General features: G+C 46.0%; 19 protein-coding genes. 13 read left to right on the forward strand and 6 right to left on the reverse strand.

Features of this window, described 5'->3' with window-relative positions; all coding sequences use genetic code 11:
* Positions 1-155: 155 nt before the first annotated feature.
* The 3 genes from ACYVE4_RS10880 (at position 156) to ACYVE4_RS10890 (ending at position 4,630) form a co-directional block, all read left to right on the forward strand.
* A complete protein-coding gene (locus ACYVE4_RS10880) occupies positions 156-2,444 on the forward strand; it encodes a polyprenyl synthetase family protein (protein WP_461039806.1) in 2,289 nt (762 codons plus the stop codon).
* A gap of 117 nt (positions 2,445-2,561) precedes the next feature.
* A complete protein-coding gene (locus ACYVE4_RS10885) occupies positions 2,562-3,446 on the forward strand; it encodes an FkbM family methyltransferase (RefSeq protein ID WP_461039807.1) in 885 nt (294 codons plus the stop codon).
* Between the two features lie 26 nt (positions 3,447-3,472).
* The gene (locus ACYVE4_RS10890; RefSeq protein ID WP_461039808.1) at positions 3,473-4,630 is read left to right on the forward strand and encodes a glycosyltransferase; all 1,158 of its coding nucleotides are present in this window, start codon (positions 3,473-3,475) and stop codon (positions 4,628-4,630) included.
* A 15-nt stretch (positions 4,631-4,645) separates the two neighbouring features.
* Here ACYVE4_RS10890 and ACYVE4_RS10895 read toward each other — a convergent pair whose 3' ends face one another.
* Positions 4,646-5,980: a glycosyltransferase gene (locus ACYVE4_RS10895; RefSeq protein WP_461039809.1), complete on the reverse strand. Its 1,335-nt coding sequence runs from the start codon at positions 5,978-5,980 to the stop codon at positions 4,646-4,648.
* 194 nt (positions 5,981-6,174) lie between these two features.
* Here ACYVE4_RS10895 and ACYVE4_RS10900 point away from each other — a divergent pair, with 194 nt between their 5' ends.
* Positions 6,175-7,611, forward strand: coding sequence for a serine hydrolase domain-containing protein (locus tag ACYVE4_RS10900; RefSeq protein WP_461039810.1), 1,437 nt, complete (start codon positions 6,175-6,177; stop codon positions 7,609-7,611).
* A 5-nt stretch (positions 7,612-7,616) separates the two neighbouring features.
* Here ACYVE4_RS10900 and ACYVE4_RS10905 read toward each other — a convergent pair whose 3' ends face one another.
* On the reverse strand, positions 7,617-8,138 hold the full coding sequence (locus tag ACYVE4_RS10905) for a dihydrofolate reductase family protein (RefSeq protein ID WP_461039811.1): 522 nt from the start codon (positions 8,136-8,138) through the stop codon (positions 7,617-7,619).
* A 67-nt stretch (positions 8,139-8,205) separates the two neighbouring features.
* Complete coding sequence (locus ACYVE4_RS10910; RefSeq protein WP_461039812.1) at positions 8,206-9,003, reverse strand: helix-turn-helix domain-containing protein; 798 nt, start codon at positions 9,001-9,003, stop codon at positions 8,206-8,208.
* 173 nt (positions 9,004-9,176) lie between these two features.
* Here ACYVE4_RS10910 and ACYVE4_RS10915 point away from each other — a divergent pair, with 173 nt between their 5' ends.
* The 4 genes from ACYVE4_RS10915 to ACYVE4_RS10930 all read left to right on the forward strand — a co-directional run bounded on the left by ACYVE4_RS10915 (position 9,177) and on the right by ACYVE4_RS10930 (position 16,344).
* Complete coding sequence (locus ACYVE4_RS10915) at positions 9,177-9,515, forward strand: PadR family transcriptional regulator (RefSeq protein ID WP_461039813.1); 339 nt, start codon at positions 9,177-9,179, stop codon at positions 9,513-9,515.
* A gap of 97 nt (positions 9,516-9,612) precedes the next feature.
* Positions 9,613-12,243: an ABC transporter permease gene (locus tag ACYVE4_RS10920; RefSeq protein WP_461039815.1), complete on the forward strand. Its 2,631-nt coding sequence runs from the start codon at positions 9,613-9,615 to the stop codon at positions 12,241-12,243.
* A 70-nt stretch (positions 12,244-12,313) separates the two neighbouring features.
* Positions 12,314-14,941 carry an ABC transporter permease gene (locus ACYVE4_RS10925; RefSeq protein WP_461039816.1) on the forward strand — a complete coding sequence of 876 codons (2,628 nt, stop codon included), beginning with the start codon at positions 12,314-12,316 and terminating at the stop codon, positions 14,939-14,941.
* A gap of 161 nt (positions 14,942-15,102) precedes the next feature.
* The gene (locus tag ACYVE4_RS10930) at positions 15,103-16,344 is read left to right on the forward strand and encodes an exo-beta-N-acetylmuramidase NamZ family protein (protein ID WP_461039817.1); all 1,242 of its coding nucleotides are present in this window, start codon (positions 15,103-15,105) and stop codon (positions 16,342-16,344) included.
* Here the strand turns inward: ACYVE4_RS10930 and ACYVE4_RS10935 are convergent.
* Positions 16,330-17,853 carry an ArnT family glycosyltransferase gene (locus tag ACYVE4_RS10935; RefSeq protein WP_461039818.1) on the reverse strand — a complete coding sequence of 508 codons (1,524 nt, stop codon included), beginning with the start codon at positions 17,851-17,853 and terminating at the stop codon, positions 16,330-16,332. The two genes, ACYVE4_RS10930 and ACYVE4_RS10935, sit on opposite strands and share 15 nt — an antisense overlap.
* Before the next feature lie 252 nt (positions 17,854-18,105).
* Here ACYVE4_RS10935 and ACYVE4_RS10940 point away from each other — a divergent pair, with 252 nt between their 5' ends.
* Complete coding sequence (locus tag ACYVE4_RS10940; RefSeq protein WP_461039819.1) at positions 18,106-18,681, forward strand: dihydrofolate reductase family protein; 576 nt, start codon at positions 18,106-18,108, stop codon at positions 18,679-18,681.
* Positions 18,682-18,792: 111 nt separating this feature from the next.
* Here the strand turns inward: ACYVE4_RS10940 and ACYVE4_RS10945 are convergent, their stop codons facing one another.
* Both ACYVE4_RS10945 and ACYVE4_RS10950 read right to left on the reverse strand, forming a co-directional pair.
* Positions 18,793-19,407 carry a carbohydrate-binding protein gene (locus tag ACYVE4_RS10945; RefSeq protein ID WP_461039821.1) on the reverse strand — a complete coding sequence of 205 codons (615 nt, stop codon included), beginning with the start codon at positions 19,405-19,407 and terminating at the stop codon, positions 18,793-18,795.
* 24 nt (positions 19,408-19,431) lie between these two features.
* On the reverse strand, positions 19,432-21,354 hold the full coding sequence (locus tag ACYVE4_RS10950; protein WP_461039823.1) for a hypothetical protein: 1,923 nt from the start codon (positions 21,352-21,354) through the stop codon (positions 19,432-19,434).
* Positions 21,355-21,781: 427 nt separating this feature from the next.
* Here ACYVE4_RS10950 and mnmA point away from each other — a divergent pair, with 427 nt between their 5' ends.
* The 4 genes from mnmA (at position 21,782) to ACYVE4_RS10970 (ending at position 24,836) form a co-directional block, all read left to right on the forward strand.
* Positions 21,782-22,936 carry a tRNA 2-thiouridine(34) synthase MnmA gene (mnmA, locus tag ACYVE4_RS10955; protein WP_461039824.1) on the forward strand — a complete coding sequence of 385 codons (1,155 nt, stop codon included), beginning with the start codon at positions 21,782-21,784 and terminating at the stop codon, positions 22,934-22,936.
* A gap of 167 nt (positions 22,937-23,103) precedes the next feature.
* Positions 23,104-23,811, forward strand: a complete 708-nt coding sequence (locus tag ACYVE4_RS10960; RefSeq protein ID WP_461039826.1) for a 3-keto-disaccharide hydrolase — start codon at positions 23,104-23,106, stop codon at positions 23,809-23,811.
* Between the two features lie 58 nt (positions 23,812-23,869).
* On the forward strand, positions 23,870-24,121 hold the full coding sequence (locus ACYVE4_RS10965; RefSeq protein WP_461039827.1) for a hypothetical protein: 252 nt from the start codon (positions 23,870-23,872) through the stop codon (positions 24,119-24,121).
* Between the two features lie 46 nt (positions 24,122-24,167).
* Positions 24,168-24,836 carry an HAD family hydrolase gene (locus ACYVE4_RS10970; protein ID WP_461039828.1) on the forward strand — a complete coding sequence of 223 codons (669 nt, stop codon included), beginning with the start codon at positions 24,168-24,170 and terminating at the stop codon, positions 24,834-24,836.
* Positions 24,837-24,841: the final 5 nt, after the last annotated feature.

Consider the following 24,841-nt stretch of genomic DNA (forward strand, 5'->3'; position numbering starts at 1 on the left):
GCAATAACTGTTATAGTCTAACGGTGAGAGAATCCGCATTTTTGATCGCAGATACTCGATCAGTGAAATGCACTTATAGTCATTGATCGAGCCTCTTCTCTTGACAATCCTCTTGATTTTATTGTAAACTGAATTAACCCATAATTACTTTAATCATGTCAACTATTACCCAAACTGAACCAATACCTCCGCTGGCTATCCTACAGGATACCCGCTCCTTTCCTACTGACTGGCCCAAGGCCGGACCCATCGATCTGGCAATTCATGACTTACCACATGCTTCATCTACGATTGAATGGTGGTACGTTAACAGCCATCTAACACTAACCGATGGCCGACACTGCTCTCTGTTTGCTTCCTTTTTCAGAATGGCCATCGGGCGTAATGAACAGACACAGGAATTTCACTACGCGCATTCACTCACCTGGGGGTTAAGTGATGTTAGCACCCAGCGATATCATATTGATTCGCTTGTTGATCAATGTGCGCCACAGGTTGGAATTGACATGATTGATAAGGGGTTGGAGACGACCGATCCACTTCCGCAAAGAGCCTTAAGAGAAGTACTGCAAAAAGGCGCAGTTCCCCTCCCCGATCGTTTACTGACCCGTGATGCGCTTGTCAGTCTGGATACGCTATCGCTCGATTACGATGGAAATCGGTTTGTCAAAGAAGCAGATGGACGCTATCATCTGACCTTACTCAAGGCTGACCAGTCTGTCGGAGCTGATTTGTATTTTCATTCTCAAACGGCGCCCGTTCGACATGGCGACGATGGCTTGGTTCGGGGAACGGCCGGGGAGGATATGTTCTATTATTTTATGCCGCACTGCCAGGTTGAAGGGACAATTACCTTGGAAACGAACACCAGTCAGGTCGCAGAAGCTACTGGTTGGTATGATCACGAATTCGGTAAGCCTACCAATGATACGCCAGAAGGTCGTATCGATCATAGCACGGCCTGGAACTGGATTTCAGTTCAGTTGGTGAACGGTTATCGAATCAGCGCCTATGATCTGTTTGATAATAATGCAAATGGAGCGGGTTGCGGTCGTTGGGTCATCGTTATAGATCTGCAAGGGAATGCGCGGTATTATGAGGATTTTACGTTCCAGCCCCTGAAAAACTGGACCAGTTCCCGCACCTTCGATACATATCCAACCGCCTGGCAACTAGATATTCCTGACGCAGCCATTTCCTTATACGTTGAAGCAGAGTTTGCAGCTCAGGAATTTATCACCATCATTTCAAAACCCGCTTTCTGGGAGGGTCGCGTTACCATCAAAGGAATGTTTGAGCATGAACCTGTTGTTGGTCTTGGCTATGTAGAGCGGAGTGGATTCGGGCGTATTGATAAGTTGGATGATTTCTTCAGATCTGTGACTAAACAGACCCGTAAGTCCATTCAGGCATTGGTTCCCCTCTCCCCAACCGACGATCAGCTTCGTCGGTTAGTTGCCACTGATGCGAACGCTCATTACCTCAATGGTCTCGATCCTGTACAATATAGTAACGCACTCCTAAAGCCTATTCGGGAAATCATTGATCGGGGTGGCAAATCGTGGCGTTCTTATGCAGCCTTGGCTTGTATTGATCTGGTAGGTGGAAATTCTGGTCAGTTCATTAACTGGATGGCCTGGCCGGAGCTATTGCATACCGGCTCGTTGATTGTCGATGATGTACAAGATCAATCAACCATACGACGGGGTGAAGCTTCCTGCCACACTTTATTTGGAGAAGCAACGGCAATCAATGCGGGAAATGCGTGCTACTTTCTTGGTGAATTACTACTAACAGATGCCCGGATTTCAGATGCACAGAAGCTAAAAATTTACGAGTTGTATTTCGAAACAATGCGTGCTGCACACGCAGGACAAGCGATTGATATTGATGGATTTGCAAGTCTGATGCCTGAAGTCGTTGGTTATGGGCGGGGCGCTCAGTTGGAAGATCGTATTCTGGCCGTTCATCGACTTAAGTCAGCTGTACCGGCGAGTTCGCTGGCTCAGTTAGGGGCTGTTTTAGGTAATGGCACTAGAGAACAGGGAACCGTGTTGGGTGCTTTCTTTGAAGCTTTAGGTTTAGCCTTCCAAATTATTGACGACGTACTGAATCTACGTGGTTTTGAGCGTGATCTGAAAAGTAAAGGAGAGGACATTCGCTGTGGTAAGATTACCCTTCCCGTAGCCAAAGCGATGAGTCGTTTGGGATGGCCTGCCCGCCGGGATTTATGGAACGACATTCAGGCAAAACCGACTGATACAGCAGTAATTGCTGACATTATTGGGCGCCTGGAAGCGTGTGGCGCTATTCAGGCTTGCCAACAGCAGGCTGTAGAACTTGTTGAGCTAGCGTGGCAGAAATTGGATACATTACTCCCTGATTCCGACGTAAAGATCAAACTTCGGGCATTCAGTTGGTACGTACTTGAGCGTCATTATTAACCCTTTTAAGGTTAATAGATCATGTTTTGTCATTCTTACTAACGACTATGCGTCTCGGTTGGAATGGCAAAACCACTACTTACCAAACGTTACTCAGTGTCTAAATCCCCGTTGTAGATGAAACCAGTGAGGCTACCTAACGGCTTGGTTATTCAAGCCTTAAATGGTACGGAAGCGGATATGCTTTATCACGAAATTTTCACCATGCAATCTTACCAAAAGCATGGTATTCAGATCACAAATGAAAGTTGTGTCTTTGATGTCGGAGCGAATATTGGATTGTATTCGATTTTCCTGACCCAGAAGTACCCAACAATCAGGTTATTTTCGTTTGAACCCATTCCCGCTTTGTTTGATGTACTACATGCCAACGCAACCTCTCTTTTCTCAGGTGCGAATGTTCAGTTGCAGAATGTAGGGTTAGCCGCAAAAACCGGAACAGCTCAGTTCACCTTTAAGCCTTCTATGAGCATGACCGCGAGCATGTATCCTGATGTTTTGGCCGAAAGTTCGCAAAAACAGGCTAGCAGCTACACCTGGTTACAAGCTTTCATTGGCGATATGGCAAAAGTATCCCGGTTTTCACCAGGGCTGGCTCGATGGGGAATTCGGGGTTTGTCCCACCCCTATTTACGTCCGTTGACGCTAGGTATTTTGGGATTACCCATCCTGGCCGTCAGCGCTATACAAAATCTGTCAACTCAGCGAATCACTTGTTCGCTAAAGACAATTTCGGACGTGATTCGTGAACAGTGCCTAAGCCGTATCGACGTCATCAAAATTGATGTAGAAGGTAGCGAACTGGATGTAATTCAAGGCATTGAAGCAGCTGACTGGCCAAAAATCCGTCAGTTTATCATCGAAGTCCACGATCTGAATGACCGGGTTAATACGCTAGTTGCTCTTTTCAAAAAGCATGGTTTTCGAACGACGGTTGATCAGGAAGATTGGGAACTTCATAAGCTAATGAATATCTACACCCTTTATGCTATTGCCGACTGAAGGCATAGTCAATTCAGATGATAGGTATGATAAATACAACGAGTAAGCGAGTCGTTATTCTATACTTTGACGCAGCATCCGGACATCGTTCGGCAGCATCCGGACTCAAACGAGCCATTCATATGGCATACTCCGACTGGTCAGTTCAACTTGTCAATATTGTCGAGGTATTCGATCTTCATAAACGTCTGGGCCCCGTTGTACGCTACGGTATTGATCGGTTCAATCATCAGCTCAAGAACGATAAAGTTTTTGATTTAGGTGGACAGATTAATCTTTCGCTGCTATGCCATGATCTACTAACAGACAAAGGAATTGCGCAACTGGCCCGATTCTGGGCAGACTCTCCACCTGATTTAGTCGTGTCCGTAACTCCGATGTATAACCCAGCTTTGTATCGGAGTGTCCGGTTGGTGAATCCCAATGCCGTGTGTGTAACCATTCCCGTTGATTTTGACCAAGTGAAAGCCCGGTACTGGTTCACACCGAAAGTAGAACAATATTATGTCAATGGCACCGACCGTCTGATGGAACAAGCTCAGAAAGCAGGCATTGCAAACCGATATAACCACCGGATTTCGGGAATGATTGTAGACCCCTCCTGCTATCAGGCTCCCCCGGCTGATCGAGCCACTGAACTTAGTCGGCTTGGCCTTGATCCTGACTTACCGACAGGATTCGTTTCGTTTGGTGGACAAGGCTGCACACACGTTCAGGCCATTGCGAAAAAGATAGCGCAGTCGTCCGTACGAGCCAACCTGATCTTTTTATGTGGACACAATAAGGCCGTTTACGACGAAATCAACAACCTACTATTCCCGCACCCTTCAGTTGCACTCAGTTATCTTCCAGAAACGCCCATTCACTATCTTCATTTAGCGGATTTTGCCATTGGGAAACCTGGAGCCATGACCATTACAGAAGCACTTATCACGCACACCCCACTTATCGCGCTCAAAAGTCGGGGAATGCGTCCCGTTCAGCGCGGTAATGAAGAATGGCTCGTTAAGCATAAGGTTGGCATTCTGGCCAAAGACATTGATGAGGTTGTGCCAGCTATCCAACAGATACTTGTCTCACCTATCTATAAACAGCAAGCTGCTTTGCATACTCATCAGGCCATTTTTGAAGCCACCCGATTGTTGGGACGACTTGTCGACTCTGCTGTTTTAGAAGAATCCTAGTAAACAAAGTCGTTCTCAAGTTGTAATCGGTTCCGCATACATTTCGATCAGATCAGCCGCCCGACGTACTCCACCTGCTTCAGCAAATCGCTTCTGAATCGGGTGGATCGCGGCCCGGAAATGGTTGTCGTTGAGAACCTGCTTGATTGCGTCCTGTAATTCACGGAGTGTAAAATGAGTTTTGTCCAGATGCAAACCAATACCTGCATCTGTAATACGGAAACCCATGTCGCGCTGGGCGGCAAACATCGGAAAACCGACAATGGGCGTTCCACCAGCTATTGATTCCTGCACACTGTTTGTTCCACAATGCGAAACGAAAGCCTTAACATTCGGATGAGCAAGCACTCGTAACTGGGAACTCACCCAGGAAATCAGACGGATATTCGGGGCAATATTGTTAGGTATGTATTCACGTGCAGGGCTACGAATTACCCAAAGAACGCGAAAATCGGTTGATGCGAATCCTAGAGCTAATTTCTCTACATGCTCACGCGAAAGTTGAGAAACCGTACCCATGTTGACAAATACAACCGGCAGACCATCCGTCAGCCAGTCTTTTTCCGCTTCAGTAAGTTGGGGTTCATTGGGGTCGAGTAAAGGGCCAACTAGTTGAATCGATGGCGGCAAGGGTCGTTCGTATTCAATCCCAAAAGCGGTGTCGACCAGAATTAATGTATTCAATAAACGTTTATGAAAATTGACTGGTGGAAGCCCTCGGGATTGACGGCATTTATTTTGGGCGCGCCCAATCGTCATGGACACCGCAAAATCGCTGATTAAGCGACTAACTGGCGCGAGGTATCGGTCAATTAACGTAAAATCCCGCTTCGACTTTCCGGCGAAAAGTGACGGAACATTGTTGGCGGGGGGAAAAAGGCCACTGGGTAATACAGGGAGCAGATCCGCATTATTGACAATAAACGGTACGTTAGCGGCTTCAGCGGCATCGAGTGCTGCCGTCGTCGCAAAATCAATCACCATCAAATCGGGCCGATGTTCTGTAATAGCAGCCAGGAATCCATCATACTGAATAGGCCATGAGTCGCTCATTGAGCTGACAATCTGCATCATACCTTTTAAAAAATCGGGTTCCTTCGTAACACGTTCAACAATCTTCTGAGCTTCCTGAACGGCCAGACCTCCTGATCCAATGCTAACATATTCAACCTGCTGAATCCCTTTTTCGAAATAAGGTCGTGCTTCATCAGTCGACGCTATCTGCACCCTCCATCCACGTCGGGCAAGCTCTTCCGCTAGTCTTTGCAACGGCCCAAGATGCCCATACAGGGGAATGCAGGCAAAAAGAACGGATCGTTTTTTCAGAAGATGCGGTTCGTAGGAAGCCATAGTTCCATCAAGGAGACTGATATTGTGTTGTTTACAACGTAGACTGATGAACAAAGAACGTTTATTTTTTCCGACTTACTCCCAATAAAGTATGAGAAGTAAGTCAGCAGAGATTTGATTAGTCAGTAAAAATTGGATTTGCCTGTATTTTCGTATGACGAACTGACCCTAAAAAGAAAGTTAAAACCGTTTCAATGTCAATACGATTTGCCTTAGCACTTTTTTTCAGCATTTCGCTTTCCGTTCGCGTTACGTATGGACAATCCGTAGTCGATAAAATAGATCAATACCTTCAGGCACATCTGGCGAAAAGTAGCGTTCCAGGCCTGGCCATTGCCGTTGTTCATAACGATACATTACTACTCTCGAAAGGCTACGGTGCTACTAGTACCAACATACCCATTACCGCCAATACCCCGTTTGCCATTGCTTCCCTTAGCAAAGCCTTTACGGCGATGGCTATTATGCAATTGGTCGATGCAGGGCAACTTTCACTTGATACCCCTGTCGTTCAATATGTTCCTTCCTTCACAACGCAAGACAATCGCAGCAAGTCGATTACGGTGCGACAAGTAGTACACCAAACCAGCGGACTGGCGGATACAGGGTTTCCAGAATTAGCCTTCCGCGAGCAGCCAGGAACGTTAGATGAAGCAACTGCTCAGCTTAAAAGCGCCCAACTGATCAGTGAGCCGGGCAATCAATTTCATTACCACAATCCCAATTACCGACTGCTGGCAAACATAGTGGAAGCTGTCAGTCATGAGTCATTCGCCGGTTATTTGCAGAACCACATTTTCAAGCCATTGCAAATGACACACACTGGCGATGTCTCGACCACAAAGTCGTTTTATACAGGCTCAGATCGGATTGATAATGGGCATATTTTCGTTCTGGGTAAACCTGTTGCAATCCGGGAACCGAATTGGTTCGTTGACGGAGCCGCCGGAATGCGTTCTACGGTCAACGATATGGCGCACTGGCTCAGTCTGCAATTGGCCCACGGTCGTGTTGGCGGTACGCAAATAGTGAGTGGCGAGTCGATGGCGTTGATGCATAATCCTCCGGCCAAAACGTCGATGCATTACGGGATGGGCTGGATTGTACGGAGTGATTCAACCCTATATCATACTGGTATTCTGTGGACATACAGTGCCGAGCAGATTTTATTAACTAAAGACGGTTATGGCATAGTCATGCTCTTCAATAGCGGCATCAATCCGTATATCGACTACAATTCATTTCTGCGGGGTGTCACTGAGATTCTGGCCGGAGGAGAGCCAGAGTTACCAACGTTGCCTGATTGGGTTTGGCCAATCTTCGTCGGACTGATTTTACTGTTATTCATGGGTTTAGCAATCCGCCGACTTTCCCGAATTAGGCAATGGCTTCAAACCTATCAGCAGCGGCCAGTCTGGCGATCGTGGGTATTCCTTTTTATTCGCTTACTGCCTTTTGTCACGTTCCTACTGATCCCATCCTTGCTTACAGCGATTAGCGGTCGTGTATTGAACTGGGAACGTATTTTCCTGATGATGCCGGATGGCTTGCTGGGATTTGGTCTGGTAGCTATCCTGAATCTAGCGATTGTTTGTACCCGTTTACGGCAACTTGTCAAACGACCGGAATGACTTTTCTAATTCACTTGATACGTCAGTGAAACCAAACCCGTTTCGTAAGTTTTCGAGTCGGTAAGTGTCAGATTGATGCGATCTTTAATAGCCTGAAAAAGCGGTTTACCAGCCCCTAAAATAATGGGGTGCACCGCCAGGAATAATTCATCGACCAGGCATTCATTCATAAATGACGTTGTCAGATCGGCCCCACCAAACAACCAGAAATCTTTACCGGGTTGATTTTTAAGTGCATCAACCTGCGATTTCAGATTACCGCGCACCAACTCCGCCCCCTCGCTTACTTCAGTTAGTGTGTTCGAGAACACGTATTTTTTGTATTCTGAGAATTGATAATCGCTGGCCGCTTCAGCTGGATTATTCATCAATTCGTAGCTTTTCCGCCCGATAAAAATCGAGTCGATCCGTTTTAAAAACGCGTTCAAACCATAATCCTGATCGGTGAAACACCAGTCGTATTCGCCATTTGGCCCCTCAATATAGCCATCCAGACTAACGGCCAGCTCTAAAATTACCTTACGCATACAGTTGTTCATTAAGTTTCGGCAAAGTTGCGAATGAGCTGTACATCGTAATTGTAAAAATCGGACATCAGCATAAGATATAGTTCGCGGATAGCAATTGGCGTGGGCTCAAACCCGAATAGTCACGACAGGTATGAATAAAGTGAGCCTGATCGTAATAACCACTTTCGTAGGCAATCTGAGTCAGATTGTGATCAGAGTCGTTTTTTAAGCGCACCAAGGCCTGTTTAAATGCAGTTATTCGAGCAAATTCTTTGGGCGACAGGCCAATACGCTGATTGAAGCGTCGAATTAATTGTCGATTGCTGATACCAACCCGATTGGCCAATTCTTCCAGCGAAAGCTGCCCATTCACCTGCCGGATCTGATGAATACAATAAGCAACACTCGGATCACGTGGCTCGGCTTTCGATAGTTGCCGAATCAGATACTGCTGAATAAGCTGAACCCGCTGCGCCATCGTTTGTGCTCCATCAACATACTGCTGCAAGTCATCGACGATGGGCCCCCAGAGATCACGCAGGTCAATAACCTGATTCGTGATAGCCAGCATTGACGCAGAAAAGAATGGGTAAGCATTGCCAATCGAAAAACAAACCGATACGAACGATAAACTTTCTAACGTCTGAACGTCCATAAAATGGCTCATTCGTGACGTAACAAAACTCTTTCCGGTATGCGCTTTCTTCCCAGTTGAAGAAACAATGGTTTGCGGCTCACCAACATTTACGAAAAGCTCCACACAGGCATCTGGCAATACCCGAATTGGGACTGACGATGCCGCAGAGCCATTACTTTCAACCGAGCAAATTTCCTTGACAAAAGGCTTCAGTACGGGAGCGATATCGTAGAGTCGGAACTGCATTATCCAAAGATAAGCATTTAACTTTTCCTGTCCGATTTGCGGACAACTGATGTCCAGAATCGGACAGTTGATTTAAGCGCGACTCAGCCAAAACAGCCTCATTTAGCGATTAAAGGCATTTTTCACTGTTGGCACCGCATTTGTTCGGCATTATCGTATAAAATAACCAAACCATGAAAAGGGCCTTTCTGGGAGAGTTTGAAGAAGTAGTGTTATTAACCGTAGCTGTCCTTGACGAAGGCGCCTACGGCGTAAATATCACGCAGGAAATTGAGCAAAAAACAGGGCGAGCGGTTGGGTTCAGCACGGTGCATACTACCCTTCAACGACTAGAGGAAAAAGGATTTCTAACCTCGCAAATGGGGGGCGCTACAGCAGAAAGGGGCGGTCGCCGAAAGCGATTTTTCACTGTCACATCGGCAGGCCGGAAAGCTCTGTCCGAAGTCCGACAAGTACGCGAAGAATTATGGCATGCCTTACCTCCACAGACGTTGCAACTAATGGGCGGATGAAGGAAACTATAAGTGATGAGTGATGAACGATGACTAATAACAATCTCTTTATCAGACCACAAATCTATTCATTTCATTTCTCTCATCATTCATCACTATGCCCCCACCCCGCTTCGCAAACTGGCTGCTAAAGACCTTCGGTCATCCCGACACCTCGGAAGAAGTGCAGGGTGATTTGCTGGAACTGTATAACCATTGGGTCGAAACGGCAGGTAAACCAAAAGCAGATTGGCGCTATAGTTTGAGCGCTCTGAAATTGCTGCGACCATTGGCCAAATCAAAAAGGTCGAAAGAGTATCCTCAACCCCATTTATTAAGTCCTATCATGATCCGAAACTATGTAACAATCGCGTATCGAAGCCTGACCAAGAGCAAGGGATATTCGTTTATCAATATCGTCGGTCTGGCCGTGGGAATGGCCTGTACGATGCTAATCTTTTTAGCAGTTAGCCACGAAACCCGCTACGATCAGCAACATGCCAACCGAAACCGGATTTACCGGGTTGAAGGGGAAAATATAAAAGAAGGACATTCGTATCCTGGTACGTATACGGGTATGGCAAATGCACTACGCACGGACCTACCCGAAGCCGAGTTAGTTGTTCCCCTGCTTCAGATGGGTGGCAATACGGTTGCTGTACCCAACTCCGATAAACGATTCAAAGAAAGATTCGTATTTGCAGGGAATGAATTATTCCATCTACTTGATTATCAGTGGATAAAAGGCAACCCCAAAACAGCTCTTTCGCAGCCGAATACGGTTGTCTTGACACGGACGTATGCAGAGAAATATTTCGGTTCAACCGATGTGCTGAACAAAACCATTCAACTCAATAATAAACAGGATTTGCTGATAGCGGGTGTTCTGGAAGATCATCCAACTACAACCAGTTTTCCGTTCAATATGCTGGTTTCGTTCTCCACAGTTAAAAACACGAACCCGGATTTAGACCTTAACAAATGGAATGGCTGGAATGATAATTTTCAGGTGTTTGTGCTACTGAAAAATGGCGTTAATCCTGACCAGTTGACCAGTCGATTCCGGACTATTATCGTTAAATACATGGGTAAAGAGATGCTTTCCGACAAGCGTTTCTTTTTAAACTCACTAGCCCAACTACATTACGGCAGTAATCTGGGAGGCCGGTCGGCCAATTTAAGTTTGCTCAAAACGCTGTCGCTTATTGGTTTATTGGTATTGCTAATCGCCTGTTTCAACTTCATCAATTTAAGTACAGCTCAAGCCTTCAAACGGGCAAAAGAGGTAGGTATCCGGAAAGCGGTTGGGAGTAATCGGTGGTCGCTTATTTACCAGTTTCTGACGGAGGCAGGTCTGATTACATTCCTGGCCGTTCTGGTCGCTTTGCTGCTGGCCTGGGTTTCGCTACCAACAATGGCCAATATGCTGGCGGTCCCCCTGAAACCATCCGATCTGTTTACTGGTCAAACGGTCCTCTTCGCGCTTGTCATGACAACCTTAACAACCTTATTGGCGGGAATTTATCCAGCATTTCGATTGTCGGGTATGGCACCAATTTGGGCTTTAAAAACCAATAAACTGGTGCAGGCAAAACAGTGGTTTTCGCTACGTCAGGGGTTAGTAGTGGTTCAGTTTACGGTATCGCTAATACTGATTAGCAGCGCGTTACTAATCAATCAGCAACTTACTTTCTTCCGAAACGCCGACTTAGGATTCAATAAATCGGCCATCATCACGGTTGGTCTTCCTGATAACAAACCGGAGAAATTACAAAGTTTACGCGAGCAGTTACTTCAGTCTCCACAGATAAAAGACGTCAGTTTCTCATTCAACAGTGCTTCGGCAGAAAGTAACTGGATGCAGCTGATGCAATTTCGAAAAGGGGCTAAGGCCACTGATATCAAAACCCAGATGAAAATGGGCGATTCGCATTATCTGAATACATACGGCATTCAGGTACTGGCCGGTGAGCAACTCCACGACACAGATACATCGTCGGCTGCGTTAAAGGTGATGATCAACGAAATATTCCTCAATCGAATGGGACTGAGCCGTCCATCAGATGCTATTGGTCAACCTGTATTTTATGGCGACGGTAACGAGTTTGCAACGATCGTTGGGGTCGTAAAAAACTTCAACGTCAATTCGTTACATCAGAAAATCGACCCAACTATCCTTCAGGTCGTCCCCAACAATTTTTATCAGGCCAGTATCAAACTACAAACTGAGAAGCCTACGGCCGAAGCCATACAGACAGCATTGGCACAAATCGAAAATAACTGGACTGCCACGTTTCCAAATCAGGTATTTGATTACAAATTTCTGGATGAAGCATTGGCGCAGGCTTATCAGTCTGAAACCCGAACGGCGCAACTTATCGAAACCTCAACCTTACTAGCGGTCCTGATTGCCTGTCTGGGATTATTTGGCCTCGCTACGTTCACCGCCGAACAGCGTACTAAAGAAATTGGCGTTCGGAAAGTATTGGGCGCATCAATCGGCAGCGTCGTCGTACTCTTGTCGAAAGATTTTCTAAGACTCATGTTGATTGCCGTTGTAATTGCCTCCCCGATTGCCTGGTATGCCGTGAGTCAATGGCTGCAGAATTTCGAATTTAAGATCGACATTCAATGGTGGGTATTTGCCCTTACTGGCCTGTTGATGGCATTCATCGCCTTAATAACGGTCAGTTTCCAAAGCGTTAAAGCCGCACTGGTAAATCCGGTGAAATCGTTACGATCTGAATAAATAGCAGAAGGCAGCGGGATTGGAGCCTGGGGTAATTCCGGCTTACAACCCGCTGCCCAGCCCCTGTCCTATGCAACCTACTCCTCCCCGCTTCGCCACCTGGTTATTAAATACCTTCGGCCATCCTGATACATCGGAAGAAGTACAGGGTGATTTGCTGGAACTCTATGCCCATTGGGTACAGACAGTGGGCGTGCAGAAGGCAAATTGGCGATATGGCTGGAGTGCGCTAAAATTGCTCCGGCCACTGGCCAAACGTAAAACAACAGAACAGTACACAACACCTTTCTTTTTGAGTCCAACGATGCTACGTAATTATTTAACAATCGCTTTCCGAAATCTGTCGCGAAACAAATCCTATGCGACCATTAATGTATTGGGGCTCGCTTTAGGCATGACCTGCGCCATTTTGATTTTTACGCTGGTCAGTTATCATCTCAGCTTCGATAATTTCCATGCCGACACCGATCGGATTTACCGCTTCGTAACTGAACAGCACCGCGAAACTATCCATCATTCACGTAGCGTACCCAGCCCCCTGGGAAAAGCCTTTCAAAACGATTATACATTCGGCGAAAAGGTGGCCCGTGTCGCCACGTACGACGATATACTGGTTACTGTTGAATCAGGTCGAGATGTTCAAAAATTTAAGGAAGCGGACGGGGTTGCCTTTACAGAGACGGACTTCTTCGACATCTTTAATTTACCGCTGATTAAGGGGGATAAAGCAAGTGTTTTAACGCAACCCAACACGGCCATTCTCACAGAGCGCATGGCCAGAAAGTATTTTGGGGAGGCAAATCCAATCAACAAGACTTTCCGAGTAGACAATAAAGTCAGTTTCAGAGTTACGGGCGTTCTGAAAGACTTGCCCATCAATACCGACCAACGAGCGGAAATTTATGTCTCCTACCCTACGCTCAAACAGTTTGATGATTGGTTATCCAGTGATGACGCCTGGGGTGGAATTTCGAGCGTTATGCAATGCTATGTTAAGCTTCGGCCAGGTGCATCACCAACGAAAATCGAAAGTCTGTTGCCCGCTTACGTCAAAAAGTACCGGGCTAAAAGTAAAAATGTTCACATCTACAAACTCCAGCCGCTTACCGACATGCATTTCGATGCTCGATATGGCGGTGCAATGACTAAAACCAACCTGTGGGTATTGGGGTTAATCGGGCTATTTTTAATCATTACGGCTTGTGTCAACTTCGTCAACCTGGCAACCGCGCAAGCGCTGAATCGATCAAAGGAAGTGGGGGTGCGGAAAGTTTTGGGCAGCATTCGCGGGCAACTTTTCTGGCAATTTATTTCCGAAACCGGACTTATTACCGTTACAGCGGCCGTACTGGCAATTGTACTTTCGCTGCTGACACTCCCGTATGTGAATGAATGGTTTCAATCGCAGATGCGCATCAACTTCCTCACCGATTGGCGATTAACGGTATTTATTCTGGTTGTTACGTTATTCGTGATTTTCTTCTCTGGTTCCTATCCTGGCCTGATTATCGCTCGTTTTCAGCCTGTGCTGGCACTCAAGGGAAAGCTATCACAGCAAAACATAGGTGGTTTCAATATTCGGCGGTCGCTGATTGTTACGCAGTTTGCCATTTCCCAGATGTTGATTATCGGCGTGATTGTTATTGCAAACCAAATGCGGTACGCCAAACAATCCGACCTGGGTTTCAATAAGGATGCCGTCGTGATGCTCCCCATCGCATCAGGATCGAATTCACAAACGATGCATACGTTAACCGATCGACTAGGCAAAATCTCGGGCGTGAAAAACGTATCGCTTTGCAAAGCAGCCCCTTCTTCGAGCAGCAATTGGACAACCTCGCCCACGTATGACAACCGAGCGGAAGCGGAAAATTTCAACGTCAACGTACGATCTGCTGATGAGCACTACATTCCAATGTTTGAACTGGATCTGGTTGCCGGACATAACCTTTTCCCATCCGACTCTGCAAAAGAGTTTGTCGTGAATGAAACGTTCGCGAAGAAACTGAACCTTAAATCCCCCGACGAAGTATTGGGCAAACTGGTCAGTCTGAACGGTGGCCGGATGAAAGGCCCTATCGTTGGTGTGGTGAAGGATTTTCACGACCTCTCCTTCCACGAGACTATTAATGCTGTCTGCATTGGTTCCGCTATGGATCAATACGATTATTATGCGGTAAAAATTGATCTCGCGAATACGCAACAAACGCTGGCTGCACTGGATCAAACCTGGAGTGAAATGCATCCCGATCAGGTGTACGATTACGAATTTCTGGATGATCAGATCGCGGAGTTTTACCAAACCGAATCTTTGATGCTGAAGCTTATTCAGGCGTTTGCAGCTATGGCTATTTTCATCGGCTGTTTAGGTCTTTACGGGCTGGTTTCGTTTATGGCATCACAGAAAACCAAAGAGATTGGTATCCGAAAAGTGCTGGGCAGCAGCACTGGGCAAATCATCTGGATTTTCGCGAAAGAATTCTCTCGCCTGATTCTGATCGCCTTTATCGTTGCCGCTCCTATTGCCTGGTACGCTATGAACAAATGGCTCGACAACTTTCAATTCCAGGTAAGTGTAGGTCTTGATGTATTCGCTTTCGCCATTGCCGGAACATTCCTGATCGCCTTTCTGACGGTTGGCTATCAGGCAACTAAAGCTGCGCTCATGAACCCAATCAAGAGTTTGCGAAGTGAATAAATAGCAAAGGGCGATGCGTCAGGGCAATAACGAGTTTGAGGTTCCAGGTTTCAAGTTTTTTGCACGTCCACAACTTGAAACCTGGAACCTCAAACTTTATTCTATTTGTCTTCAGGATTTTTATCAGCAACTTGCCACTTTCTCTGCAACGCTGACTGTTCATGAAAACGATTTTCCTAGTCCTGCTGCCGATCCTAATCGGTTTTTTTTATCCAGCTAATCAGGCTGAACTAGCCCAGAAGGCATTTGTCAAGCCCTCTCCTACGGCAAACAGTCTGGTAACGGGTGCTGATCAGGTTTCTGCCTATTTGCCTTATCTCAAGGGCAAACGAATTGGCATGGTCGTTAATCAAACCTCTATTATTGGCAGTAAACCCAGTGTTGATAGCTTACACAGTTTAGGGGTAAACATTGTTAAAGTCTTCGGCCCTGAGCACGGCTTTCGGGGAAACGCCAGCAATGGAGCCAGAGTGGATGACGACGTCGATGCGAAAACGGGGATACCTATTATCTCGCTGTACGGCAAAAATCGAAAACCATCCAAAGAACAACTGGCAGATGTTGATTTGATGATTTTCGACATTCAGGACGTGGGTTGCCGGTTTTACACGTATATCAATACGCTCAACCACGTGATGGAAGCCTGCGCCGAAAATAACAAGGAGCTGATGATTCTGGACCGCCCCAATCCGAACGGTTTCATCATTGACGGGCCTATTCTGGAAAAACACCTTTATTCAGGTATTGGGATGCACCCCATTCCCATAACACACGGCTGTACTATTGCTGAATTTGCGCAAATGATCAATGGGGAAGGATGGGGTGGATTACCAGGCAAAAACTTGTGTAAACTCAAGATTGTCAAACTAGCTAATTATACGCACGATACTCCTTATACGTTGCCCGTTCTTCCCTCACCGAATTTGAATACACAACAATCTATTTTGCTATATCCAAGCACTTGCTGGTTTGAAGGGACAATGATCAGTCAGGGTCGGGGAACCTATATGCCCTTTACAGTTCTGGGTGCACCAGCCTTGAAAGGCATCTATTCATTTTCCTTTAAACCCGTCAGTATCAAAGGGATGAGCGAAACGCCCTTGCATCAGGATACGGATTGTTACGGACTTGATCTGCGCAAATACGACACCAGCGTTTTCCGGAAAACAAAACAGCTTAATCTAAAATGGCTGATGGAGCTATACAAAGCGTACCCAGACAAAGCCCGTTTTTTCGATACGAGCTACAGTAACCAAATTGGCAATTTTAACTTCCGCAGTGGTAACGAAGCGCTCAAAAAGCAGATCATAGCAGGCGTATCTGAAAAGGAAATTCGCCAAAGCTGGGAGCCCGGTTTGACAGCCTATAAGCAAATGCGAAAAAAGTACTTACTCTATCCGTAGTTGCTTTCGTTCATACACATCAAACTCTGGAAATTTACGCCTGAGTATATAATTGGCTGTCGTCAGTCCCGGGAAAGGTGTTGTGGTTTCATTGGGACGTGTAATTAAAAAGCGAATAGCACCCTGGTGAATTTGTTTGTTAAAGGCCTCATAATTCAGTTCTTTACGGGGGTACATGACTATCACGATCTCCTGCTGGGGCAAAATGCAGTTCCGGTAAAGAAGCCCATTTAGATAGCAGTAATTGTAATTAGTAATGAACACCGCGTCGGTTGGCTTAAGGCTCAGAGAATCCTTCACATAATCCGCGACCTTTTTTTGCTCCAAATAAGGCTGGTCAGACATGGCATCCCGCTTTAAAGCCATAGGCCAGTTAAAATTGGTGATATTGGGGATCACCGCCCAGAAAACCACTGATAAAACAAGTAATGGCGTGCCTACACCCCATTTTTCTAGTTTTAAATCATTTTTCGCTTTTAACCAGAGCGCAAATTCCAAACCGGCAAGTGATACAAACTCTGTATAATAGTTTAAGGCAGACCCTTGTTTTAGGCCAGTAAGTGAAGCAAATCCAAATAATACCAGCACAAAATAACCTAACCATCGATAATCTGCCCTACTTTGCCGAGTTAGCCAGAATGAAATAGCTATTCCCAGGGCATTGTGTAAGCCAAAGGGACGTAGGTAATGATCAAAAATATTAATCTTATAGGAGCTCCAGTCCAGGCCCTGACTAACACCGGTAACAATATTGGCATACAATAAAACCAGATCATGCTCTGGCATCAGGCTATAAAGCAGCAGTAAACTTAGCAGGCCAATACACGCGCCAACTATTATTCCTTTTAACCAATTTCTTTCTAAAAAGAGAAAATAACTGGCATAGATAGCTGGCAATACAATCCCCGATTGCTTGGTAGCAATAGCAAGCGCCGAGGCAACAATGCCAATAACCAGCCATCTATTTTTCAGACTTGTTTTCTGAGCCTGTACGGTTCTAACACCTGCATACAGTGCGCATAATACCAACAAGGTATAGACGCTATCGGGCCGCGAATATGTTTGTGGCGGTAACAAAACAAAGGCTGTCATAGCGACAAGAATAGCCGTGAACAGATTGAGTTGAAATCGGCGACAAATCCCCGCAATTACCAGCGCATAAAGTAGATTGGCAAGCAACGACAGAAATCGGCTTACCCGGTATATCTGCAACGTGTTGTCCGGATCGAGGTCTAATAGTTGCCCAATAAAAGCAACTATTCGGTAGTAAAATGGGCTGTACTGGGTGATTGAGTACGGTGCTACTTCTGGATTACTATACAGCGAATACCCCGCCAGATACCGTTGAATCGAATAAATCACATTGCTTTCGATGCCTCCAATATCAGAATTAGCCAGAAAAATAAGCCGAAAACGAATAACGATGGTAAGGATTAAACAAATAGTTAGTAGGAAAAACAGGCTCAGGCGTAATAAAAAATCTTTTGATTCGGCCCTTCTTTGATTCATTTTTCTATATCGCTTATTGCAGGAGCAGCAAACTTACGGATACAAATGAAATAGTTCATATACGTTAGTATCTAACCTACTGTAGGCAATTCCTGATCGCTACGCCGAAAACGGTTAGTTTGTTGATGCGTAACTAAGGTGGTAGAGTAGTTTACCTGGTCTCAAAAGCCCCCTTATTTTGTCACGATCGCCCTCTATATAGGTAATTCGTCTGTTTTAATTTTGTGCAAACAGTAAACTACTAGCAAACCAATGAGAACGATCCGAATCATGGCACATGTTACGCTGGACGGTATAATCCAGCATGAAAACACCGAAGCCTTCGCGTATGGTAACTGGACAACACCCTTCCTAAGTCCGACTGGTTTAGAGGCTGTCCTTAAGGCACATGGTAGCCACTTCGATCTGCTACTTGGACGCCATACCTACGACCTCTGGGTCGAATACTGGCCCAATGCTGGCAATAGTCCGATAGCCAACGGTATTAATGCTGCAACAAAATACGTGGCAACCCACAGGCCAGACAGCCTTGAATGGGGACCGGTTAAGCACCTGGGAACAGACATCATTGCGGGTATTTGTGCGATCAAGTCAACGGAAGGTCCTGACCTGATCGTATGGGGAAGTTCAACATTGACGTCGGTATTGCTCGATCAGGGATTGGCCGACGAGGTTGTGTTGTTGGTTTACCCGGTATTGCTGGGCCAGGGCAAGCGTTTTTTTTCGGACAGTGTCGATCCATGCTCACTTGCTTTCGTCAGCACGCAGGTTACTCCCACGGGTGTACTAATCAATACCTACCGACCTGCTGGTTCTCTACAATGCTAAGGTATCGGTAAAGCTCAGGCCTGACAAAAACCTTGAATACGGTTTTTGTCAGGCCTGAGCGTAAGTTCCAGGATTTTACAGAGGAAGCTGAAGGTCGTTACGAAGATACATCTACCCTAAAGGGCGAGAGACCACTATGTGATCCTGGAAGAAAGATGTGCCCGATTTCCCCTGTATCCGAATTCGATTACTACCGACATTTAGAGCAATGGCAATATTATATATTCGCTTACCACCATCCGTACCTTCTAGCGGAAAATCAACGGGAGTACCAGAATTAATGATGATAGTCGCCACACCGGCTACCTGGCTATTGGTTTGATAGCGTATGGCTAGATTATAATTGGTGGCTGCCGCTGGAGCATTGGATACGGCGTATAGCAGATAGTCGTTACTGGTGGTATAGGGTCCTCTTAGGTTATCATCAGCGGGTTGGCCGTTATAAGTTCCGGTACCCGTTGCTTCTTCTGCCTGGATCTTCTGACTAAACGGAACACCTCCCCCCGTGCCGGGCTTGACCAACGGAGGTCGTGTGCCAGCCGGAATAATAGCCCCGTTATCCACAACCGTCAGTGTAAAACTCCCGGCGCTGGCAGCCGCTTCGAAAGCTTGCTGACCAGCCGTCGTCAGGGGGTAAATGTCAGTATTTCGAACAGCAGTGGCTTGATAAATTTCGGCTCCATCGCTCGTGCGACGAATGCGAACAATTTGAGTCCCTGTTGGCATAATAAATCTGGCAATAAGATTGTGTTAGAAATAAAACTGAACAGTGTTAAATAAGGCGAGCTTGCTTCCTTGTAGATTCACTTCGATATGTACATTTTCAACAGGATTCAAGATCAGGGTCTCATAGCTGTTTTTACCCCGACTAGGATCGAATACCCATACATCCACCGCATTATCTTTAATCCGATACATAGCATCCGGGCGTCCCCGACGCGCATTGGGCGTGGTCTTATAAGGACCATCAAAGGCAGCTGCATGCTCAAGAATGGTTGTGCCGTCGGTTTTAGGCTCTACCCAAACACCTGTTTCCTTAAATTGATATCGACAATACAGCCAGGGAGTCCCCTCGGTTCGGGCACATTGGGAGTAATAATAAGCAGCTTCGTACCCTGCATCGTGCCAACGACAGGGTTCTACAGGATAGCCATCAGCGGTTACAGGTGCAGGCGTTCCATTCACATTCGGTTGCCATTGCCACCAATCTCCATCCTTCGCCTTTACTTCATTGGGGTTTGTTCCATATTGATCAACTGGTGCCCGTGAATCAAAAATGATATAACCTATTGTTCGACAAAAGCCTACACCGAAGATATTTCCAACCTGCCAGTCATAATCAACCTGAGGATGCCGATCGGTTTTAAGTACACCCAGATTTCCGACTTGACGATGAAAATAGTAACCATTATGCAAGGCTGCATCATCCGAACTAATTCCTTCAATTTTCCCCCAGTCTAAATAAACCAGTTTATCGGGCGCAATTCCTGTTGGCGTTTCATCCATACCTTTAGCCATTACTTCAGCAGCATAAGCCTTATTGTAATAGCGGCTGGCGTAGTCGGGTTGATCCGCATAGTGCTTGATAATGGCACCAACCCCTTTGTTGTAAAGAATGAAAAAATAGCTGCAAGTCTGCCGAGCCGCATCTTTGGAGCTAATCATGTTTTTGAAAAATGGATCGTTAGGGGCTACATTTCCGCCACCAGGTACCTGAAAATTCCAGGGATTCCCGTTGTAGTTTGTCGTCCCCCCATAGGTTCCGAAGTCCCGATACGGTAGTCCAAGTTCATTATATACCGGACTCCGATACTTGCGAAGCCGTGCCTCATAAAATTGCGAGTACTGGCTTGACAATTCAGTCAGACTATATCTTCCTTCCTGAAGTTCGTTTGCATCAAATAAACCACAGGGTACAGAGCCCGCAGCTCGATCAATATCTTCGCGGCTTAGATTTTTCCCACCATACGCATCCGGTTCCGGTCCTGAATAGGGTGGTGCTGATCCAGGAGTCTGTAAATCACTACTATGCGTCCAGTTGATACGGTATTCATTCCGGACGTTGGTATCCATCACAGCCATTGCCCCACCCCTCATATTCGCCACAATACTTTCCGAGGTAATATCGGTACGCTTCCGAACCACGGTAAAAATCCGTTTATCAGGTAATCGCATGGTTGGTGCTTCTTTCATACCCCGCGGCACCCATGGGTCTTGAATTAAAAGCCATGTTGGTTTAGTTACCTGATGAGGAAGCATATTGTAATCCGTCGGCGGATGCTCAGTACCTAAAAAAATCTGTGCATACGCTTTTCGCGCCCAATTATACGGACTGACGGGTGTTGATGAGATGCCGAGCATAATGTATATGCTATCTCCAGGCCTATAATCATAACTATCCGGTAAGCTCGTTACGGCAGGCATTCCACCAATAAAATAAAAGGTCGACTCCCACCCCAAAAGATCAGGACGTTTTGTATTTATAATTCTTGCCTTTCCATTATTCCACTCAACGGCAGGAGTGAATATATCAGGATTGGCAATAATCATTTTTACAGGTATGGTTGTGTCTTCTCTAAAATCTTCATTTAGAACACTAACATACGTTTCGTAGGCACTTGGGCTAAGCGTGAACTCATCATTGGATGCTGTTACGTATGTATCGAATGCCATTGGACGGACGAAAGATTAATGCTAAATAGGTAGCCGTAAGGCTGTAAACATTAATTCTTAGTCAAAAACCAAGCCAAAAACATCAATTTTTAAAGTATTACGAGGAATTCGACCGAATTTGTATACTTATCCCAAGTCTCTTTTCTTTTGTATTCCAGTTGGTTTCCCATAGACGAGATGGCCTGAAGAAATTGCTATCTACTAGAACACAACCAGCCAAAGGGGGTATGTACTATTCTGTTTTATTTTCCTGCGTAAAACAGTATTGAGGAATGAGTCATTAAAATGGCTTGATTATACTGAATGGTTTTACCAGAAAACGTGTTAGACTGTATCCTGCTTGGGCGTCTCAGCCTAACTTATAGTAATAAAATGGTATAATAAGTACATAAATGTCGGAGGGCTTTGAACCCTTGCGGATACGAATATGAGCAAACACGGACGCATTCTGGTCGCCATGAGTGGCGGCATCGATTCTTCGCTGGCAGCGGTTTTACTGCACGAAGAAGGCTATGAGGTCATCGGGATGACCATGAAAACCTGGGATTACGCATCCTCAGGAGGATCTAAAAAAGAAACGGGCTGTTGCAGTCTCGACAGCATCAACGACGCTCGCAATATCGCTGTCAGCCTGGGATTTCCTCACTATATTCTGGACATTCGCGAGGAATTTGGCGATTATGTAATCGATCATTTTACTGGCGAATACCTCGAAGGACGAACGCCAAACCCCTGCGTTTTGTGCAACACGCACATCAAATGGGATGCGCTTCTGCAACGTGCAGATCGACTTGGTTGTGAATCCATTGCGACAGGACACTACGCTCACATTCGGGAAGAAAATTCTGGTACGGCATCCCAACGGTACGTTATCTCAAAAGGCATTGATACGCTGAAAGATCAATCGTATGTCCTCTGGGGTGTTTCGCAGGAAAGTCTGAGCCGGACGAAATTGCCATTGGGGCATCTTCGGAAATCCGAAATTCGCGAAATGGCGAAAGAACGGGGTTTTATTGAATTAGTCACGAAATCGGAATCGTACGAAATCTGCTTTGTACCCGACAATGATTACCGGGGATTTCTGAAACGACGTATGCCCGGTTTGGAAGCTGAAGTCGCTGGAGGAAATTTTGTAATGGAAGGTACGGGTAAAATTCTGGGTAAACACCAAGGTTATCCCTTCTATACCATTGGTCAACGGAAAGGGCTCGGAATGGCATTCGGTCAACCGATGTTCGTGACCGAAATTCGTAAAGACACCAACGAAGTGGTATTAGGTATCGATAAAGATTTGCTACGCGATGGCATGATTGTCAGCAAATTAAATCTGCAAAAATACGATCATATTGCCGGACCGCTCGAAACGGTCACAAAAGTACGCTACAAAGACCCAGGCACACCCGCGACCATTTCGCAATCGGGCGATAAAATTGAGGTACTCTTCCAGGAAGGGGTGTCGGCTATTGCGCCCGGACAAGCTGCGGTTTTCTACGAAGGAGATGATGTAGTCGGCGGAGGATGGATCATGAAAAGCTTCCGTCAATCCGATGCGCAACCCGAAGTAATGGCTGCGTCGATTTAAAAATCAGTTTTCTGGTTTGAGGTTTCAGGTTTAACCTTTCATGTTTATTCATCTATAGAGTTTACACTTATAGAGACATGAAACGTTAAACTTGAAACCTCAATCTGTTTTACATAATCCTGCCTACAGATTTCGTTTTATATTCGTGTTGATAAACCAGCCTAATCATGCCTAAGCTCATCCTGTGTATTTTAGTATCACTTAGTTTATTCACGAATCTTTTTGCCCAAAACCCGGCTCCAATCGCCCCTCCGAAAGGTCATCCAAATCCAAGCGGAGCCGGATGGAAATCGCTGTTTGGGCCTGATCTTTCAGAGGCAACTTTTCCTAAAGGTGTCTGGACATTCGATGACGAAGGCGCTTTAACGGCTTCAGCTGACAAAACCATCTGGACGGCCATCCCTTACGACGATTTTATTCTGGATTTATTCTTTAAAACAGCCGATGGCACCAACAGCGGAGTTGTTGTGCATGCCAGCGATACAACAAATTGGATTCCGAATTCAGTGGAAATTCAGATTGCCGACGATTATGCCAAACAGTGGGCGGATTCGCCTAAAACCTGGCAGTGTGGTGCTTTTTTCGGCCATCAGGCCGCTACGAAACAACAAGTCGTTAAAAAGCCGGGCGAGTGGAATCGCTACACGATTACGTGTCAGGGAAAAATGATTTACATCGTCCTGAACAATCAGTTAGTCAATACCATCGACCTCACGAAATTTACATCGGCCAAAACCAATCCCGATGGTTCGCCAGTGCCCGAATGGCTCAGCAAGCCCCCCGCCGATTTACCGCTTCATGGCTACATTGGTTTACAGGGAAAACATGCTGGTGCGCCTATTTATTTCCGAAATCTGAAGATAAAACCTCTTTAAACGCAACCAATTGCATTTTGCCGAACCCAAAAAGGTTTCATTTGTGTTGCCTACCTGTATGCAAGTCGAACCTCAAACACGTTATAGCAGTACTTTACCAGAACTCCGTTTTTCGCTCAATCTGCTTTACGTAGGGCGTTTTTTGATGGGAATGCGTAAAACTAATCTCTCCGATGATGCGGGTTTGCAGGCATTTGACGAACATATTGAAACCGTAACCGATGAACTGGTTGCTACAGAGTTACTTCACGAAGCAGCCGTACTGGCGGGTGATGTGTTGCCAACTTTACCCTCTGATGAACCTAGTTAATTGATATACCTGGAGCCGTATTTACGGCTCCATTTTTGTTCTTTTTATGTCAAATGCTCCGTTTGCCGCCCTCTTTGACATGGATGGCGTATTGATTGCCAATACCGAATTTCACATTAATGCCTGGCTACAATTTGCTCAGAAACATGGATTTCCTTTAACAAAAGAGCAATATCTGGAACATATTAATGGGCATGTTTCGGCCGATGCGATGGCGTATGTTTTCCAGCGTCCTATTTCGCTTGGCGAACTGATTGTTTTGACTGAAGAAAAAGAAGCTATTTATCGCGAACTATATCGTCCGCATCTCCAGCCTACAGCAGGTTTATTACCATTTTTAGATGCATTGAAAGCGCATCAAATTCCAATGGCAGTCGGCACGTCGGCTCCCGAAAGCAACGTTCGCTTCACACTCGATGGCTTGTCGTTACGTCCTTATTTCAATGCCATCATAGACGCCAGCATGATTCACCGAGGTAAGCCCGATCCGGAAATTTACCTGACAGCCGCTGAATGTGTGGGAGTTAGCCCAGGCCGCTGTGTCGTATTTGAAGATGCTTTGGCAGGCATTGAAGCAGGCCTTAGCGCAGGAATGACAGTCATTGGACTCGCCACAACGCACACCCACGACGAACTTGTCGATACAGGTGTAGCACTTATCATTGACGATTTTACCCAGCTGACGCCGGAAGCTGTCCAGAAACTGATTATATAATTCGC

The sequence above is a fragment of the Spirosoma harenae genome (assembly GCF_054776975.1).